General features: G+C 72.1%; 13 protein-coding genes. 5 read left to right on the forward strand and 8 right to left on the reverse strand.

The genetic code is table 11. The features are described from left to right. Window positions 1-397 precede the first annotated feature (397 nt). Window positions 398-847 carry a PTS sugar transporter subunit IIA gene (locus tag ACP4J0_RS22100; protein ID WP_426600393.1) on the forward strand — a complete coding sequence of 150 codons (450 nt, stop codon included), beginning with the start codon at window positions 398-400 and terminating at the stop codon, window positions 845-847. Window positions 848-924: 77 nt separating this feature from the next. Further along, on the forward strand, window positions 925-2,595 hold the full coding sequence (ptsP, locus tag ACP4J0_RS22105) for a phosphoenolpyruvate--protein phosphotransferase (protein WP_426600394.1): 1,671 nt from the start codon (window positions 925-927) through the stop codon (window positions 2,593-2,595). Between the two features lie 66 nt (window positions 2,596-2,661). On the opposite strand, the gene ACP4J0_RS22110 is transcribed toward ptsP, so the two are convergent. Both ACP4J0_RS22110 and ACP4J0_RS22115 read right to left on the reverse strand, forming a co-directional pair. Next, window positions 2,662-3,552: a hypothetical protein gene (locus tag ACP4J0_RS22110; protein WP_426600395.1), complete on the reverse strand. Its 891-nt coding sequence runs from the start codon at window positions 3,550-3,552 to the stop codon at window positions 2,662-2,664. A gap of 143 nt (window positions 3,553-3,695) precedes the next feature. Further along, a complete protein-coding gene (locus ACP4J0_RS22115) occupies window positions 3,696-5,672 on the reverse strand; it encodes an acetoacetate--CoA ligase (protein WP_426600396.1) in 1,977 nt (658 codons plus the stop codon). Window positions 5,673-5,885: 213 nt separating this feature from the next. On the opposite strand from ACP4J0_RS22115, the gene ACP4J0_RS22120 reads away from it, so the two are divergent. Next, window positions 5,886-8,264: a glycoside hydrolase family 31 protein gene (locus ACP4J0_RS22120; RefSeq protein WP_426600397.1), complete on the forward strand. Its 2,379-nt coding sequence runs from the start codon at window positions 5,886-5,888 to the stop codon at window positions 8,262-8,264. Here ACP4J0_RS22120 and ACP4J0_RS22125 read toward each other — a convergent pair. Then, window positions 8,255-8,791 (reverse strand): NUDIX domain-containing protein, encoded by a 537-nt coding sequence (locus ACP4J0_RS22125; RefSeq protein ID WP_426600398.1) that lies wholly within the window; start codon window positions 8,789-8,791, stop codon window positions 8,255-8,257. The two genes, ACP4J0_RS22120 and ACP4J0_RS22125, sit on opposite strands and share 10 nt — an antisense overlap. A 47-nt stretch (window positions 8,792-8,838) precedes the next feature. Then, window positions 8,839-9,651 carry a M15 family metallopeptidase gene (locus ACP4J0_RS22130; RefSeq protein WP_426600399.1) on the reverse strand — a complete coding sequence of 271 codons (813 nt, stop codon included), beginning with the start codon at window positions 9,649-9,651 and terminating at the stop codon, window positions 8,839-8,841. 149 nt (window positions 9,652-9,800) lie between these two features. On the opposite strand from ACP4J0_RS22130, the gene ACP4J0_RS22135 reads away from it, so the two are divergent. Then, window positions 9,801-11,426, forward strand: a complete 1,626-nt coding sequence (locus ACP4J0_RS22135; RefSeq protein ID WP_426600400.1) for a GGDEF domain-containing protein — start codon at window positions 9,801-9,803, stop codon at window positions 11,424-11,426. 231 nt (window positions 11,427-11,657) lie between these two features. Here the strand turns inward: ACP4J0_RS22135 and ACP4J0_RS22140 are convergent, their stop codons facing one another. The 4 genes from ACP4J0_RS22140 to ACP4J0_RS22155 are packed head-to-tail and all read right to left on the reverse strand — an operon-like array spanning window position 11,658 to window position 16,044. Then, on the reverse strand, window positions 11,658-12,263 hold the full coding sequence (locus ACP4J0_RS22140) for a GTP-binding protein (protein WP_426600401.1): 606 nt from the start codon (window positions 12,261-12,263) through the stop codon (window positions 11,658-11,660). 58 nt (window positions 12,264-12,321) lie between these two features. Then, complete coding sequence (locus ACP4J0_RS22145) at window positions 12,322-12,717, reverse strand: DUF742 domain-containing protein (RefSeq protein WP_426600402.1); 396 nt, start codon at window positions 12,715-12,717, stop codon at window positions 12,322-12,324. A gap of 10 nt (window positions 12,718-12,727) precedes the next feature. Continuing rightward, on the reverse strand, window positions 12,728-13,162 hold the full coding sequence (locus ACP4J0_RS22150; protein ID WP_426600403.1) for a roadblock/LC7 domain-containing protein: 435 nt from the start codon (window positions 13,160-13,162) through the stop codon (window positions 12,728-12,730). Further along, complete coding sequence (locus ACP4J0_RS22155) at window positions 13,159-16,044, reverse strand: nitrate- and nitrite sensing domain-containing protein (protein WP_426600404.1); 2,886 nt, start codon at window positions 16,042-16,044, stop codon at window positions 13,159-13,161. Before ACP4J0_RS22155 ends, ACP4J0_RS22150 begins: the two co-directional genes overlap by 4 nt. A 421-nt stretch (window positions 16,045-16,465) precedes the next feature. On the opposite strand from ACP4J0_RS22155, the gene ACP4J0_RS22160 reads away from it, so the two are divergent. Beyond that, window positions 16,466-17,035 carry a hypothetical protein gene (locus tag ACP4J0_RS22160; protein ID WP_426600474.1) on the forward strand — a complete coding sequence of 190 codons (570 nt, stop codon included), beginning with the start codon at window positions 16,466-16,468 and terminating at the stop codon, window positions 17,033-17,035. Window positions 17,036-17,068: the final 33 nt, after the last annotated feature.

Genomic DNA, 17,068 nt, shown 5'->3' on the forward strand with positions numbered 1-17,068 from the left:
TTCTCAAGGAACGGACGCTTCCTTTGTACTCACCCGAGAGACTCTCTCAGGCTTTCCTCCGGGCGCTTCCCTTCGGTGTTTCCAACACTATCAGGCTTTCCCGGTCCCTCTGACCACCGTCCTGCGAGCACGCAGAAGGCGATCCAGCGATAGGATCTGATGAGTTGGGTACTGCCGGGGCGAGGACGCCTGCTTCGCATCGCTCAGCCTCATGCAGGAGTAACGACTCTACACGGAGCCGTGGAACGGGTGCAAATCCGTGGGGACTGTGGTCTAGACCTCTAATCGGAACACTCATGCGGAACCGGTACTTCCTATGACATACCCTGCTCGTCAGTGCGCCGTCCGGGACAGGCAGTGACGGCCCGTACACATCACCGCCCCTGGGAGGCTTCCCATGACCACCGTCTCGTCCCCGCTCGCAGGACGTGCCATCGGACTGGCCGCTGTGCCCGACCCCGTCTTCTCCGGCGCCATGGTCGGCCCGGGTACCGCCATCGATCCCGTACGGGAGCCTTCTGAGGCGGTCGCCCCCGTGGACGGGGTCATCGTGTCCCTGCACCCGCACGCCTTCGTCGTGGTCGACGACAGCGGGCACGGTGTGCTGACTCATCTCGGCATCGACACCGTGCAGCTCAACGGTGAGGGTTTCGAGCTGCTGGTGAACAAGGGCGACACCGTCGTGCGTGGGCAGGGCGTGGTCCGCTGGGACCCGGCCGCCGTCGAGGCCGCGGGCAAGTCGCCGGTCTGTCCGATCGTGGCCCTCGAGGCGACGGCCGAGGCCCTCACCGATCTCCGTGAGGACGGCGAAGTGAAGGCCGGCGAGAGTCTCTTTCTCTGGAAGTGACATCACCGCCGTCGTATGACGGCTGGTAGGACAACCACCGCGGCGGCGGGACCCGCCGCATTATCGGGACGGGTGAGATGGAGACAACGCTGCGAGGCGTCGGTGTGAGCCACGGTGTGGCGATCGGCGAGGTTCGGCACATGGGGACGGCGGTGCTCGAGCCGCCGGCCAAGCAGATTCCGGCCGAGGACGCGGAGCGTGAGCAGGGGCGCGCCCGCAAGGCCGTGGAGGCTGTGGCGGCCGACCTGATGGCGCGCGGCAATCTGGCGGGGGGCGAAGCCCAGGCGGTGCTCGAGGCGCAGGCCATGATGGCCCAGGACCCCGAGCTGATGTCGGACGTGGAGCGGCGGATCGCCGTCGGCAGCACGGCCGAGCGCGCGGTGTACGACGCCTTCGCCGCCTACCGCGCGCTGCTGGCCGGTGCCGGCGAGTACCTGGCCGGCCGCGTGGCCGACCTCGACGATGTGCGGAATCGTATCGTCGCCCGTCTGCTGGGGGTGCCGATGCCGGGCGTCCCGGACAGCGACGAGCCGTACGTTCTCATCGCGCGGGATCTGGCACCCGCGGACACGGCGCTGCTGGACCCGGCGCTGGTCCTCGGTTTCGTCACCGAGGAGGGTGGGCCGACCAGTCACAGCGCGATTCTCGCGCGGGCGCTCGGCGTGCCGGCCGTGGTGGCGCTGCCGGGCGCCGGGGAACTGCCCGAAGGCACGGTCGTCGCCGTGGACGGCAGCACCGGTGAGATCTTCGTGAACCCCGGCGAGGAGAAGAAGGCGCGGCTGCGGGCGGCGGCTGCCGAGCGCAAGGCCGCGCTGGCCGCGTCGACGGGACCGGGTGCGACCTCGGACGGTCACAAGGTGCCGCTGCTCGCGAACATCGGCGGGCCCGCGGACGTGGCCGCGGCGGTCGAGGCCGGGGCTGAGGGTGTCGGTCTCTTCCGTACCGAGTTCCTCTTCCTCGACGACAGCGAGAAGGCGCCGTCGGAGGAGAAGCAGGTCGCCGCCTACCGGCAGGTGCTGGAGGCGTTCCCCGAGGGGCGCGTCGTCGTGCGGGTGCTGGATGCCGGCGCCGACAAGCCGCTGGACTTCCTGACCCCCGGTGACGAACCGAACCCGGCATTGGGCGTGCGTGGTCTGCGGACGCTGCTCGACCACCCGGACGTGCTGCGCACGCAGCTGACGGCGCTGGCGAAGGCGGCGGAGGGGCTGCCCGTCTACCTCGAGGTCATGGCCCCGATGGTGGCGGACCGGGCCGATGCCAAGGCGTTCGCGGACGCGTGCCGCGAGGCCGGGCTGCGGGCGAAGTTCGGCGCGATGGTGGAGATCCCGTCGGCCGCGCTGCGGGCGCGCTCGGTGCTGCAGGAGGTCGAGTTCCTGTCGCTGGGGACGAACGACCTCGCGCAGTACACCTTCGCGGCCGACCGTCAGGTGGGCGCGGTGTCCCGGTTGCAGGACCCGTGGCAGCCGGCGCTGCTCGACCTCGTGGCGTTGTCCGCCGAGGCGGCGAAGGCCGAGGGCAAGAGTTGTGGTGTCTGCGGTGAGGCCGCTTCGGACCCGCTGCTGGCGTGTGTGCTGACCGGTCTGGGCGTCACCTCGCTCTCCATGGGTGCGGCTTCTCTTCCCTATGTCCGGGCGACCCTGGCGAAGTTCACGTTGGCGCAGTGCGAGCGTGCCGCGGCTGCCGCCCGGGCGGCGGACAGCGCCGATGAGGCGCGCAACGCCGCGCAGGCGGTGCTGTCCGGCGAGTAGGAGCCGGACGAGGCTGCGGCTGTGGCGCGGGGCGTTCCACCTTCGGGTGGGGCGCCCCGCACGCGTTCAGTGGTGGTGTCCCGGTGGCAGGTGGTCGTCTCCGAGGTCGGGGGGCGCGCAGTAGTCGACGTTGGATTCCGGGGAGATGAGGTCCCCGGAGTCCGCGTCGGTGCAGTACGCGTCGAAGACTTCACCGGCGGTGAGGGGTTCGAGGCCGTATCCCCGCAGGCGCCAGCCGTGGATGCGGTCCGGGCCGCCCGGGGTGCTGATCCGCATGACGAGTCCCCCGGGGCTGTGGGTGGCGAGGCCGAGGGCGAGGACACTGGTGAATTCCAGGGTTTCGGCCTCGTCGATGTGCGGGGTGCCGTCGATGTCCTCGTCGGCGTACAGGGCGGAGACGAGGGTTTCCGGGGAGCCCGAGACACTGCAGACCAGGTGCCGGTTGCCCGGTGGAGCCGTTTCGAGGATGCGGACGAGGAGGCGCGTGGCCCGGGTGAAGGCGGCTCGGCCGAGATCCTCGCCGCAGGTGGCGCAGTTGCCGAGGCGGGCGAGCAGGGTGGACGCGTACTCCCAGGTGGCCTGGCGGACGGCTTCGTCGACGAGGTCCGGGAGGAGGTCGGCGAGGGGCTGGCCCTCGTACGGGACGGTGGGTCCGCTGGCGGCGAGTTCGGCGGTGAACCGGGTGCGGCTGGCGGCGGCGTCGGGGTCGAGGCCCGTCGCCGAGCAGAAGTCGGCGTATTCCTCCGGGTCGAACAGGGCGACGCTGGTGTGGGCGCCCTGTGAGGCGCGTGACCTGAGCAGGGCTTCCACCTGGTGGAGATAGGCGGCGTGGTCGTCGAAGGTGAAGCTGCGGTAGCGCCGCATGGCACGGAAGTCGTGTTCGTCGGTGAGCAGTCCGATGGTGCCGGCGATTTCCCGGCGCAGGACGCGTCGCCCGGTCTGGTCGGTGTGCGCCATGATTCCCCCTCTGCGCAGTCGATCAATGCTCACTCACAGTAACTGGCGGCACTGACAACAGCGTCGGGGCGGCGTCGTGAGCCGGCCGCCGTTCTGGGCGGCCGGCTCGTCGAGGGTCTTGCGGCCGGCTCGTCGAGGGTCTTTCAGGTGCGCTCGCGGGCGAGGTCCTCGTAGAAGCGGAGCAGGTCCGGGTTGTCGATGGAGCCGGGGTTGACGGCCTTCTCCAGCGGGGTGCCCTGGAGGAGGCGCTTGACCGGGACCTCGATGCGCTTGCCGGTCAGGGTGTGCGGGATACCGGGTACCTCGATGACCTCGTCGGGAACATGGCGCGGAGAGAGCTGTTCGCGAATGGTCTGTTTGATGCGGTTCAGGAGGGTTTCGTCGAGTACGGCTCCGGAGGCCAGGTGCACGAACAGGGGCATCCAGTAGCCGCCGTCGGGCTGCTCGACGCCGATGACGAGGGATTCACTGATTTCGGGAAGGCGCTCGACGGCCTCGTAGATGTCGGCCGAGCCCATGCGGACGCCCTGCCGGTTGAGGGTGGAGTCGGAACGGCCGTGGATGACGACGGATCCACGGGAGGTGAGGGTGATCCAGTCGCCGTGCCGCCAGACGCCGGGGTAGGTGTCGAAGTAGCTGTCGTGGTAGCGGCTGCCGTCGGGGTCGTTCCAGAAGCGGATCGGCATCGAGGGCATGGGGTTGGTGACGACCAGCTCGCCGACCTCGTCGGTGAGGGGCGCGCCGCTGGGGTCCCAGGACTGCAGGTCGGTGCCCAGGGCGGGGGCCTGGAGTTCGCCGATGTACACCGGCAGGGTGGGGACGGCGCCCGCGAAGCAGGAGCACACGTCGGTGCCGCCGCTCACGGAGGCGATCCACAGGTCCGCCCCGCTCGCGGCGAACTCGTCGTGCAGCCAGCGGAACCCGTCGGGCGGGAGCGGAGAGCCCGTGGTGGCGACGCACGTGACCCGGGAGAGGTCGTGGTCGCGGGCGGGGTGCACGCCGGCCTTGCGGCAGGCCATGACGTAGGCGGCGGAGGTGCCGAAGAGGGTGGCGCCGGTGCGTTCGGCGATGCGCCACTGGGCGCCCGTGTCCGGGTAGCCCGGGCTGCCGTCGTAGAGGACGATCGTGGTGCCGGTGAGCAGGCCGGAGACGAGGAAGTTCCACATCATCCAGCCGGTCGACGTGTACCAGAAGAAGCGGTCCTCGGGGCCCAGGTCGCAGTGCAGGCCGAGCTGTTTGAGGTGCTCGACCAGGATGCCGCCCTGGGACTGGACGATGGCCTTGGGCAGGCCGGTGGTGCCGGAGGAGTAGAGCACCCACAGGGGGTGGTCGAAGGGCACCTGCTCGAAGACGGGGTCCGTGTCCGCGGCCGTCAGGGCCTGCCAGTCCAGCGCACCCTCGGGGGTCTTGGTGCCGAGGAGCGGGATGTGGACGACGGCGCGCAGGGTGGGCAGTTCGCGGCGGAGTTCGGTGACGGTGTCGCGGCGGTCGTGTTCCTTGCCGCCGTAGCGGTAGCCGTCGACGGTGAACAAGACGACCGGTTCGACCTGCTGGAAGCGGTCCAGGACGCTGCGGGCGCCGAAGTCGGGGGCGCAGGACGTCCAGACGCCGCCCACGGCTGCGGTGGCGAGGAGGGCTACCACGGCCTGCGGGATGTTCGGCAGGTAACCGCTGACGCGGTCACCGGGGCGTACGCCGAGGGCGCGCAGTTCGGCGGCGAGCGAGCCGACCTGGCGGCGCAGCTCGGACCAGGTGACGGGGCTCGGCTCGTGGGTCTCGTCGACGTACAGGAGGGCCGGTGCGTCCGCTCGGGTGGCCGCCGCGCGCAGGGCGTGCTCGGCGTAGTTGAGGGTGGCGCCGGGGAACCACTGGGCGCCGGGCATCGAGCGGTCGCCCAGTACACGCGTGTAGGGGGTCGAGAAGCGTACGTCGAACCATTCCGTGACGGCCTTCCAGAAGGCGGCCGGCTCGTCGACGGACCAGCGGTGCAGGGCGGCGTATCCGCCCTCGGCGGGGGCGCCGTGGTGTTCTGCGGCCCAGGTCTGGAACCTGGTGATCCGTGCCTGGTCGATGCGCTGCGGATCTGGCTGCCAGAGCGGCTGGGGGTTCACGGTCGGCATGGGGCGGCTCCCGGACTGTGCGCGTCGTGTGCGTCCTCCGCGCACGGGCTGGGGTGTGCGCGTGACGCGGCTGACACGGACGATGCCACGTGATCGATTTCCGCACCAGGGCGCGCGCCACATAGTCGGCGTCGTGAAGATGTGGTCCCGTCACGGGTGAACGGCAGTTGAACGAGGCCCGCGCGGGAGGTCGTCGATGGCAGGGTGAGCAGCATGGACGGTCGTGACCTGGTGCGTTCGGTGAAAATGGTCGGCTCTGCGGGGGCGGCGCAGGGGTTGCGTACCGTACGGGCGGCGTGGCGCAGGCGGCGTGCCGACGCCGCGGGGCTGCCGCCGCGGGGTGCGGAGCGTGCGCGGGTGCCGGGGCCGATGCGGGAGGTGGAGCCCGGGCCCGGCGGTGGTGTCGTCCGGTTCAGCCGCTCGGAGCTGCGCATTCTCGTCGCCGTGAACGGGGCCGTGTTCTGGGGCTGGGACGGGGCCGGGCCGGAGCCGTCGTACGCGTTGGCGGGCCGTTGTCCGGAGCCGGACCCGCGGGCGGTGCTGGAGCCGGACAAGGACGGCGGCTGGCGGGTGGTGGCCGAGCGGGCGACCGTGTCAGTGTCCCGGCACGGCCAGATCGAGGTCCGTACGCCTGGGGGCGTGGTGCTGCGCCGTGAGCTGCCGCCCCGCTGGTGGGAACCGGTCGGCGGTGGTGCGGCGCGCTGGACGCAGCGTTCGGAGGTGGCGGCGGACGCCCGGTTCTTCGGGCTCGGCGGGCGGGCCACGGGTCCTCGGCTGAGGCCCGGCACGTACCGGCTGTGGAACACGGCGGTGGGACCGGCCTTCTCTCCTGCGGAGGATCCGTCGTCCGTCACGATGCCGGTGCAGCTGGTGGTGGCCGACGCGGGGACGCATCTGGTGTTCCACGACAGTTCGTGGGACGGCACGGTGGCGTTGCGGGAGGGCGAGGAGGGGTCGGGTTCCGGGCACGACCGGCCGGGGCGGAGTGTGCTGCGGATGGAGGGCGGTCCGCTGCGGTGCTGGGTGATGGCCGGTACCCCCGCGCGCGTGCTGCTCACCTGGGCGTCGCTCACCGGGGCGTCGGCGCTGCCTCCGGCGTGGGCGCTCGGTCACCATCACGTGCGGTCGGGTCTCGGTGACGAGCAGGAGGTGCGGCGGATCGTCGCCGGCTACCAGGAGCGTGACCTGCCGCTCGACGCCGTGCATCTGGACGTCGGCCATCTCGATGCGCGGCAGGTGTTCACCGTGGACGAGGAGCGGTTTCCCAAGCTGCCCGTCCTCGCCGAGGAGCTGCGGCGGGACGGTGTCCGGCTGGTGTCGGTGGTGGGGCCCGTGGTCCCCGCCGCGCCCGGCAACGCCGTCTACGACAGCGGGACGGGCCAGGACGTGTTCGTACGGGACGCCTCGGGGCCGGTCGTCCGGGGGGTGGCGTGGCCCGGGGACGTGGTCTTCCCGGATTTCACGCACGCGCGTGTGCGCGAGTGGTGGGGCGGGCTCTACGAGGAGCGGCTGGGGCAGGGGTTCGCAGGGTTCTGGCACGATCTGGACGAGCCCACCTCGTTGGCCGCGTTCGGGGAGTCGACGCTGGCCCGTTCGGCCCGGCACTCCCTGGAGGGCGGGGGCGGCGATCACCGGGAGGCGCACAACGTGTACGCGCTGTGCATGGCCCGGGCCGGCTACGAGGGGCTGCGGAGCCTGGTGCCCGAGGAGCGGCCGTTCGTGCTCTCGCGGTCCGGCTGGGCCGGGATGCAGCGTTACGGCGGCACGTGGTCCGGTGATGTGGCCGCGGGCTGGCCCGGACTGCGGGCGTCGCTGGCGCTGGTGATGGGGCTCGGGCTGTGCGGCGTGCCGTATGCGGGGCCGGATGTGGGCGAGGCCGGCGGGGACCGGTCGCCGGAGCTGTACCTGCGGTGGTTCCAGCTGGCCGCCTATCTGCCGCTGTTCCGCACGCGCGGTGGGTCGCGGGCGGGCCGCGGGGAACCGTGGGCGCTGGGTGCCGAGGTGCTGGAGCACACGCGGACGGCGCTCGTCGAACGGCGGCGGTTGCTGCCCTACTTCATGACACTGGCGCATCTGGCCCGGCGTACGGGCGCGCCGTACGTGCGCCCGCTGTGGTGGTCGGCGCCGGAGGAGCGGGCGCTGCGGGACTGCGAGGACGCCTTTCTGCTGGGTGACTGTCTGCTGGTGGCACCGGTGCTCGATCCGGGGGCGGACCGGCGGGCCGTGCGGCTGCCGCGGGGGCGCTGGTACGACGTGGTGACGGAGCGGGCGTACGAAGGGCCCGCGCAGATTCTCGTCGATGCTCCGCCGGCGCGGATTCCGGTGTTCGCGCGTGCGGGAGCCGTGCTTCCGGTGCGGGGGGAGGACGGCGGGACCGAGTTGGAGGTGTGGGCGCCCGCGCGGGGGCGGACCGGCGGCGGGCTGGTCGTGCCGGACGCGGGCGACGGCTGGGCGGAACCGGAGATCGAGCGGTACGTGTCCCGTTGGGGAGCGCGGGGGCTCGTCGTGGAGAGGGAGGGCGAGGACGGCGTGAGCGAGCCGTCCCGACCGGTGCGCGTCCGTGGGCTCGAGGAGCGCTCGGCTCAGATGTAGCGGCCCTCGAACCAGGCCCGCACGGCCCGGGTGTGGAGGGGGAAGGCGAGCTCCTCCGCCCTGCGCAGCAGGTGCCACCCCTCGGTCTCGTCCGTGGCGACGGACGACGGGAGGTTCTCGGCCGGCCGCTCGGGGAGGAGCCCGAAGAGGAGCAGGTGGCCGTCGGGCGAGCTCATGGCGTCGATCAGCCGTACGTCGCGGCTCGCCGCGTCGATGCCCGTCTCCTCCTTGAGTTCGCGCACGACGGCCTGCCGCCAGTCCTCCCGGTCGTCGATGTAGCCGCCGGGCAGTGCGACGCCTCCGCGCGCGGGGGACACGGTGCGGGTGATGACGACCAGGGCGGTGCCCTGCGTGTCGTACACGGGCTGGAGGGCGACCGCGACCGGCAGTGGGTTGCGGTAGGCCGTGGTGCCGCACGCCGGGCAGGTGCGGGGCCGGCCGGAGACGCCCTCTCCGTAGGGCGATCCGCAGCTCGAACAGTGGGAGTCGGGTGCGGAGTTGGGAACGGAGGTATGAGTTTCGGACACGCGGCGGACTGTATCCGATGGCTCGGCGGGCGGCTCCGGCAGGCGGCTCAGTGGCGGCCGGCGAGGGACTTGGCGGAGACCGGGAAGTCGAAGTAGGTGTCCGGGTAGGGCTCGGGCTTGTACGTGAAGTGCCACCACTCCTCGGGGAGGTTCACCAGGCCGACGTCCTCCAAGGTGTTCTTGAGCAGCAGCCGGTTGGCCCGCTGGGCGCCCTGGACGCGGGGGTCGAGGGTGTGTGAGCGGGTGTCGAAGCAGTCGTAGCCGGTGCCCATGTCGACGGAGTTGTCGGGGAAGCGTTCGTCCTGGGGGGCGAAGCAGGGGACCAGGGGCTGCCCCGGGTGGTACGGCCGGGTGGGCTTCGCCGGGAGCTTCACGATCGTGAGGTCGACGGTGGAGCCGCGGCTGTGGCCGGACTTCTCCGCGATGTAACCGTCCGCGAACAGACGGGTCTTGTCGACGTCCGGGTAGAACTCGGCCTTCATGTCCTGGTCGTCGAGGTCCTCGGCCCAGCGGACGAAGTGGTCGACGGCGCGCTGCGGCCGGTAGCAGTCGTACACCTTGAGGGAATAGCCCTGGCGCAGCAGCCGGGTCTGGGCGTCGTGGAGGGCTTCGGCCACGGGGCGGGTGAGGATGCACAGGGGCTGCCGGTAGCCGTCGATGCGCTCGCCGACGAAGTTGTGCGGGGTGACGTAGCGCATCTCCTGGATGATCGTCGGGTCGACGCTTCTCAGGGCGACGAAGTCCTTCGGGGCCCTCGGTTCGGGGGTCGCCGCCCGGGCGGCGGCGGGAACGGCCGTGGCGGCGAGCAGGGCGGCGAGGGTGGTCGCCAGACCGCGGAGCGCGGTGGAGAGTCGTGTCATGCTCCCTGCATCTATCAGGTGCGCGTTCCGTGGGGGAAGTGGGCGGGCCGGCGACTCGCCGTCCGTACGCTTCGCGGGCGTGCCGGAATCCTGTGTGAACGTCACGTGAACTGGGCCCGTGGGGCTGCCCGCGGCGCCATTCTGCTCCCGTGCGCTCCTGGACGGACACTCTCCGCTTCGCCTTCCAACCGGTGGTCAACCTGATGACCGGCGGGGTCACGGCGCTGGAGATACTCGCCCGCCCGGAGACCGGCGACATCCTGGCCGAGGCCCGGCGCGACCCGGAACTCGACGGCCGGCTGGCGGTGGCGGCGTTCCGCGCGGCGGTCCGCAAGGAGACGCTGCTGCCGCTGCACGTCAACGTGTTCGCGGGCACGCTCGCCGACCTCGGTGGTCTGCAGGAGCTGCACGGCGCCGTACGCGAGGCGGGACGGATGCCGTGGGAGGTGACGGTCGACGTCTGTCCTCCGTACACGCATGTTCCGCGTCGCGCCCTGCTGGAGGCGGTGACCGCGTTGCGGGGCCAGGGGTTCCGGGTGTGCGCGGACGGCGTCGGTGACGGGGACGCGCCGCTGCGGCTGCTGACGGACCTGGCGCCGGAGCTGGTGAAGCTCGACGCGTCGTTGCTGGCGCGGCCGGCGGCTGTACGGGCGATGCGGGTGCTGTGCGACGAGCTGGGGGCGCTGCTGTCCGTGGAGGGCGTGGAGACGGAGTCGCAGTGCGCTGCCGCGCGGTCGGCCGGGGCACAGCTGGCGCAGGGTGAGTTGTTCGGGCCGCCGACGCGGCTGCCCGCGGCGGACGTGTACGTTCCGGCCGGTTCCGCCGGCGTCGTACCGGCACCGCGTTCGGGGCCGTCGGTACGGCAGTTCGTGCGGCCGGCCGCGCTGCTGCCCGTGACGGCTTCGGCGGGGCAGGTGCGGGCGCTGCTGACCGGGTCGCCCGACGTGTCCGGGGTGCTGCTCGTGGACCGGGAGGGGGTTCCGGTGCGGTCGGTGCACCGCTCCCGCTTCCTGCTGTCGATGTCGGCTCGCTACGGGCATGCCCTGTACGCCGACCGGCCCGCCGCGAAGCTCGGTGACCTGCCGCGGACGGTGGGGGTCGACGCGACGGCCTGGGAGGTGTTGGACGTGGTGGCGGTCGGCGGCCCGGGCCGTACGTCGGACGACGTGGCCGTGGTCGACGCGTGCGGCCGGTGCGTGGGCGTCGTGCGGCTCGCGGATCTGGTGCGGGCGCTGGCCGAGAGCCGGGTCGAGGAGGCGGCGGGGCTCAATCCGCTGACGCGGCTGCCCGGTTCGGACGCGATCACGGGCGAGGTGGACCGGCGGATCGCGGACGGGCGGGCGTTCGCGCTGAGCTGGCTCGACGTGGACCACTTCAAGCAGGTCAACGACGGGGCCGGCTTCGCGGCGGGTGACGAACTGATCCGGGCGATCGGGCGCACGCTGCTGCAGAAGGCGGCGGGCTCCACGCGCGTGGGGCACATCGGCGGTGACGACTTCCTGGTGCTCACCGACCCGGACGGGCTGGATCCCCTGGCCACCTCCGTGCTGGACGTGGCGTGGTCGGCCGGCGGGCGGCCCGTGACGCTCTCCTTGGCGACGGTCCTGTGCCCGCCGGGCGGCGTGCCGGACCACCGGCAGGCGGCGGCCTGCCTGGCCCCGCTGAAGAAGGCCGCGAAGGCCCTGCACGGGGCGAGTTGGGTGCTGGGCCGGGCGGGCGTGCCGGGGTGGGAGGTCCGGCGCGGCTCGGACCGGGCGGCGGCTCCGGCGGGGTGAACCGGACCGGCTCCGTGGGCACCGAGGCGCGACCGTGCGGCCGTCGTCGGCCAGGTCGGCGTGTACGTCGGGAGGGCCGGTGTCCACGCGCGTCGGCAGCCGTCGGCCCGCGCTCGCGGTGCCGTAGCGGCCGGTGCTCGTCCCGCGGGCCGCGAACCGTTGCGGCCGGTGCTCGTCCCGCGGGTCCCGAACCAGTGCGGCCGGCGGGTGTCGTCTCCGTGCCCCCGGCCGTCACGTCATGACGACCGGGCGGCGGTCCGCCGCCTGGGCCATGGCGTGCTGGACCACGCCGATGAGTGTCTCCTTGACCGACTCCCGGTCACGGGCGTCGCACATCACCAGGGGCACGCCGGCGTCGAGGTCGAGGGCCTGGCGTACGGTTTCCGCCGGGTAGCGGGCCGCCCCCTCGAAGCAGTTGACGCCGACCACGAACGGGATGGAACGGCGTTCGAAGTAGTCGACGGCGGCGAAGCAGTCCTCCAGGCGGCGGGTGTCGGCCAGCACGACGGCACCGAGCGCGCCCTCGGAGAGCTCGTCCCACATGAACCAGAACCGCTCCTGGCCGGGTGTGCCGAAGAGGTACAGCACCAGGTCCTCGCGCAGCGTGATCCGCCCGAAGTCCATGGCCACCGTGGTGGTGTGCTTGCCCTCCACACCCCTGACGTCGTCGACGGGCCGCCCGGCCTCGGTGAGCAGTTCCTCGGTACGCAGTGGCCGGATCTCACTGACCGCGCCGACGAGGGTGGTCTTGCCGACGCCGAAGCCGCCGGCCACCAGGATCTTGAGCGTGACGGGCTCGACCGGCGGCTTGCCGCGCTGAGAACGCCCGAAGATCATCGATTTCTTCTCCTTAACGTGCCGCTTGCCGTGCCGCTTGCCCTGCCCTGAGGCCGCTTCACAGTGCCCTCAGCCCGTTGATCACGTCGCGCAGGATGTTCTCGTCCGGCAGCTCGGCCGGGGGCACGGGCCGGTTCACGTGGACGAGTTCGGCGTCCACGAGGTCTCCGACCAGTACCCGTACCACGCCGATGGGCAGGTCGAGTTCGGCGGCGAGTTCAGCGACCGACTGCGGGGTGTCCCGGCACAGTCCGACGATGTCCACGTGCTCCGGGGAGAGCGTGACGTCCGCCTCCGGATCGTCCCCGTGGGGTTCCGTGACCACCATCGCGATCAGGTCGAGGCGGTGCTGGGCCGCACTGGTGGTGCGGCCGCGCGTCATGGCGTACGGACGGACGACGGGCCCGGCCTCGTCGTCGAACCAGTGGTTTCTTCCCTGACCGTCTGCGCTCATGTCATCCCACTTACCCGCCCGAGGACAGATCGGTGCGCGGAGCGGTGCCGAGATGCACGCCGACCCGCTTGACGAGGAGGGTCATCTCGTAGGCGACCTGGCCGACGTCGGAGTCGGCGTCCGACAGGACGGCGAGGCAGCTGCCGTCACCGGCGGCGGTGACGAACAGGAAGGCGTCGTCGAGTTCGACGACCGTCTGCCGGACGCTGCCCGCCTCGAAGTGCCGGCCCACGCCCTTGGCGAGACTGTGGAAACCGGACGCCACGGCGGCCAGGTGTTCGCTGTCCTCCCTGGTCAGGTCCTTGGAAGCCCCGGTCGCCAGACCGTCGCCGGACAGGACGACGGCTTTGCGGATGCTCGCGACACGGTCCACCAGGTCGTCGAGGAGCCAGTTGAGCTCCCCGGACTTGGTCGTGGTGTGGCCGGTCGTCTTCGGTGCGGTCATCGACCGTCCCCCTTACTCGTTTCCTGTGGTGCTTGTGGTGCCGTACCGCCGGGGACGTCGTCCCCCGCGGCGTTCTCCTCGCGGCCGCGCTGCCAGCCGCGTTGGAGCGAGGCCATACGGCTGCGCACTTCCTCGGCGTCCCGGTCGGCGGGATCCGAGCGGTCCTCGGCGGGCGGTTCGGGGCTCTGTCTGAGCTGGGGTGCCAGGCTTGCCTGCCGCACGCGCCGGGGCAGCGCGCCCGCACCGGGTCCGGAGGCGTCCGGGGTTCCTCTCTGGACGCCGGGGGCGCGGTCGGCGTGCCACGAGCGGTCCTCGCCGTTGCCGGACACGGGGCCCCTGCGCGCGGCAGACGCGCCGCGGCGGCGAGCGGGGAGGGACGACAGCGCGTCGGGCTCCGGGCGGTCGGCGTCACGACCGTTGGTGCCTCCGTCGCCGCGGTCGTCGGTGCGGTCGTCGGTGCGGCGGCGGGTCGGCAGCGCGGGCGGCTCACCCGTTCGTGCCTGGGGTCCTGGCCGGGTTGCCGTGCGCTCCGCGTCTGCCGGAGCCGCCTCGTCCGCGTCCCGGGGGGCCCGTTCGGAGACCGGGCGCCCGTGTGAACTGACCAGCTTGGGGGTCCGGCGGCGGGGCAGCGCGACCGGCGCGCTCGTCCCGTCCTCGTCCCGGGGCGAGTCGCCTTCGACGGCGGGCTCCTGACGTCTCCGTTGGGCGCGGCGGGCCACCCGGTCGTCGTCCGCCGCGACGAGCGAGCGGTGCGGGCGGAACAGGCCGCCCCGTTCGCTGTCCTGGCCGTCGAGGGCGCCCGGCAGGTCGTCGAGGGCGTCCAGGTCGACAGGCGCCTCCAGTTCGACCGGGCCGTCCAGCAGCGGGGCCGGCCGGTCCGGCGACCGTGCGGGCATGTGGGAGAGGGCGGACCGGCGGCTCTCCGCCCCTTCCTTCTTCTTGACGTGCTGGGGGCGGTCGAGACGGAACCCGACGCCGTTGGTGTCCGGCGCGTCGTCCGTGAGCAGCGCGTCGGGCACGAAGACGACCGCGGTGGTACCGCCGTACGGCGAGGGCTGCAGGGACACCCGGACGTTCTGCCGCTGGGCGAGCCGGCTGACGACGAAGAGACCGAGCCGGTCGGTGTCGGACAGCTCGAACTCGCGTGTCTCGGCGAGCCTGAGGTTGGCGTCGAGAAGGGCGTCGGCCGCCATGCCGAGGCCACGGTCGTGGATCTCCAGGGTGAAGCCGTTGGCGACACGCTCGCCGAGGACCTGCACCGCGGTGTGCGGCGGCGAGAACACCGTGGCGTTCTCGAGGAGCTCGGCCACGAGGTGGGTGAGGTCGGCGACCGCCGGTCCGGTGACGGCGATCCGGGGCAGCCTGCGGACCTCGATGCGCTCGTAGTCCTCGACCTCGGCGACGGCGGCACGCACCACGTCCATGAGCTGGACGGGCTTGCGCCACTGCCTGGACGGGGCGGCGCCGGAGAGGATGACCAGGCCCTCGGCGTGCCGGCGCATACGCGTGGTCAGGTGGTCCAGGCGGAACAGGTCGGCGAGTTCCTCGGTGTCCTCGGTGCGGCGCTCCATGGTGTCGAGCAGGGTGAGCTGCTTGTGCAGCAGCACCTGACTGCGGCGCGCGAGGTTGACGAACACCTCGGAGACGCCGGCGCGGAGTTCGGCCTGTTTGACGGCTGCTTCCACCGCGGCCCGCTGGAGGGTGTTCAGTGCCTGGCCGACCTCGCCCATCTCGTTCCTGTCGTACTCCAGGAGCGGCACCTCGGTCTCCACGTCCACCTTCTCGCCGGCCGAGAGGCGGCGCATCACGCTGGGCAGGCGTACGCCGGACGCCTCGTGGGCCTCCATGCGCAGCTGCCTGAGGTCGCGGATGAGGGAGCGGCCGACGCGTACGGACAGGAAGAGGGAGTACAGCAGCGCGATCAGGCCGAGCGCGCCGGCGACGACCACCTTGGCGATGACGTTCGTCGCTACCGGGTCGACGCGGTCCTGGTAGCGGTCGGCGGCGTGATCGTCGAGGGCGCCGAGTTCGTCGAGCACACGGCCCGCGGCGGTGTCCCAGCTCTTGGCGGTGACGCCGCGTGGCGTGCCGGCCTCGGTGGAGACGGCCGCCTCCTCGGCGACGCGCAGGGGGGCGGAGAAGGCGTTCTTCCAGAAGCGCTGGTACCGCCCTCGTTCGGCGGCGGGCAGCAACGGGAGGTTGATGTCGTACATCATGGTGCGCTGGGCCACGAGGTCGGAGACGTCCCGCGTCTCACCGCGGGTGAGCCGGCCGGTGACGAGGGCGGAGCCGAGGAGGGCGTCCTCGCGGGAGAGCAGTTCGCGGGCGCGTGAGACGTTGACGAGGGCTCGGTACTGCTTGTCCAGGCCCACGTTGTCGACGACGTGCAGGTTGGCGAGCAGTTCGTGGCAGGAGTCGACGAGCCGGTTGTAGAGGCCGAGCGCCTGCGCACGCTCGACGGTGCCGTCCTCCACGCTGCGGCGCAGCGAGCCGATGCCGTCGAGGGCGTCCAGTACGGCGGTGAGCCGTTCCTCCTCGGCCTCGCGCAGCGCGTCGCGTACGTCGGCGTCCGCGGCGTTGCGGCGGATCTCGGCAAGGGCCTCGTCGGTGGCGGCGCGGCTGCGCCGCAGGGCGGAGAGTCCGTCGGAGGCGCGCGGGTCGGCGAGGTGGACCAGGGTCTGGCGGCGTTCCTGCTGGAGGACGCGGACGGTGTCCTCGACCGGGTAGCCGATCTCCTCGACGACGGTCGAGACACTGAACAGCCGGCTCGCCTCACGCCCCGTGAGCACCGTGGCGAAGGCCCAGATCGCGGTCAGGGACACCAGCGGCACGAGAAGCAGCGCCACGATCTTCCGGCGGATCGACTTCCCGCGAAAGCGCATGGCCTCCCCCAGCTCGACCCCCACCGGCAGGGGGTGCACATGTACGTCAACAAACGGCGCGAGCCTACTACTGACGCGCAGGTAACTCGAAGACCCGTCCGGGGCGCGAACCTCCGCACCCCCGCCGGGCGATGGTCAGTTGTCCGGTCATTGGGGGAGATTGCCTCCCGGGATCCGGTGGCGGTCGGGGAGGAGCTTCCTCGTGGTATGGCGGGCGGATTGGCCGGAATTTTTCGACTGTGCGGGATTTTCGGGAATCTTGAAGGCCCGCCGTTCGTCCTTCACTACGGGAAATCGAGGCGGAATCGGCCGCGGGGGCCGCATCCCGGCCTCGAGCGGCGTAAAGCAGCGCAAGCAGGGCAGCCAGAGGGGAGCCGTGCTTCGTACACGGGAGAGCTGTCTGCTGGCGGTGGGGAGTGACATGTCGATGGGCACGGCGGAGCGGCGCAAGGCGCCGGAGGGCGGCAGTGCGGCCGAGTTGACGGCCCGCTCGGTCCCCGAGGTGCCGGATGACGGCATCCCGGCGGCGGGGCCGGACACGTCGGCGCGTGAGCGGCCGGAGCGGTCGGGCCGGCCGGAGGCACGGGAGCAGGAGTCGGCCTACCGGCCGTTGTGGACCGAGGAGCCCGCGCGGCGGCGTCGCCTGCCGGACCCGGTGCGTACGGCGGCCGTCCGCGCGGTGCTGGTCGTCGCCGTTACGTTGATCATGGCCATGGTGGCCTTCCTGTGCACGCTGGCGGAATCCTGGCTGGCGTTCCCCATGGTGATCGGCAGCGTGGCGGGCACGGTGGTGGCCACCTGGGGCGTGCTGGACGTCTGGGTGACGAGGCAGGTCTGGCACCAGCGGCACGGCGTGGTGTCGATGCCGAGCAGCACCGCGCGGGCCATGCGACGCGAGCGTCGCCGTGCCAGGCGGCAGGCCCGGTCGGCGGAGCGGGCCCAGGAACGGATACGCCGGCAGGGCGGCGCGGGGCGGTTGTCGCACGGTTGAACGGCCGGGTTCCGGAACATTGCTGAGTGAACG

It is taken from the genome of Streptomyces sp. WG7 (genome assembly GCF_049975785.1).
In the GTDB taxonomy this organism is placed as follows: Bacteria; Actinomycetota; Actinomycetes; order Streptomycetales; family Streptomycetaceae; genus Streptomyces.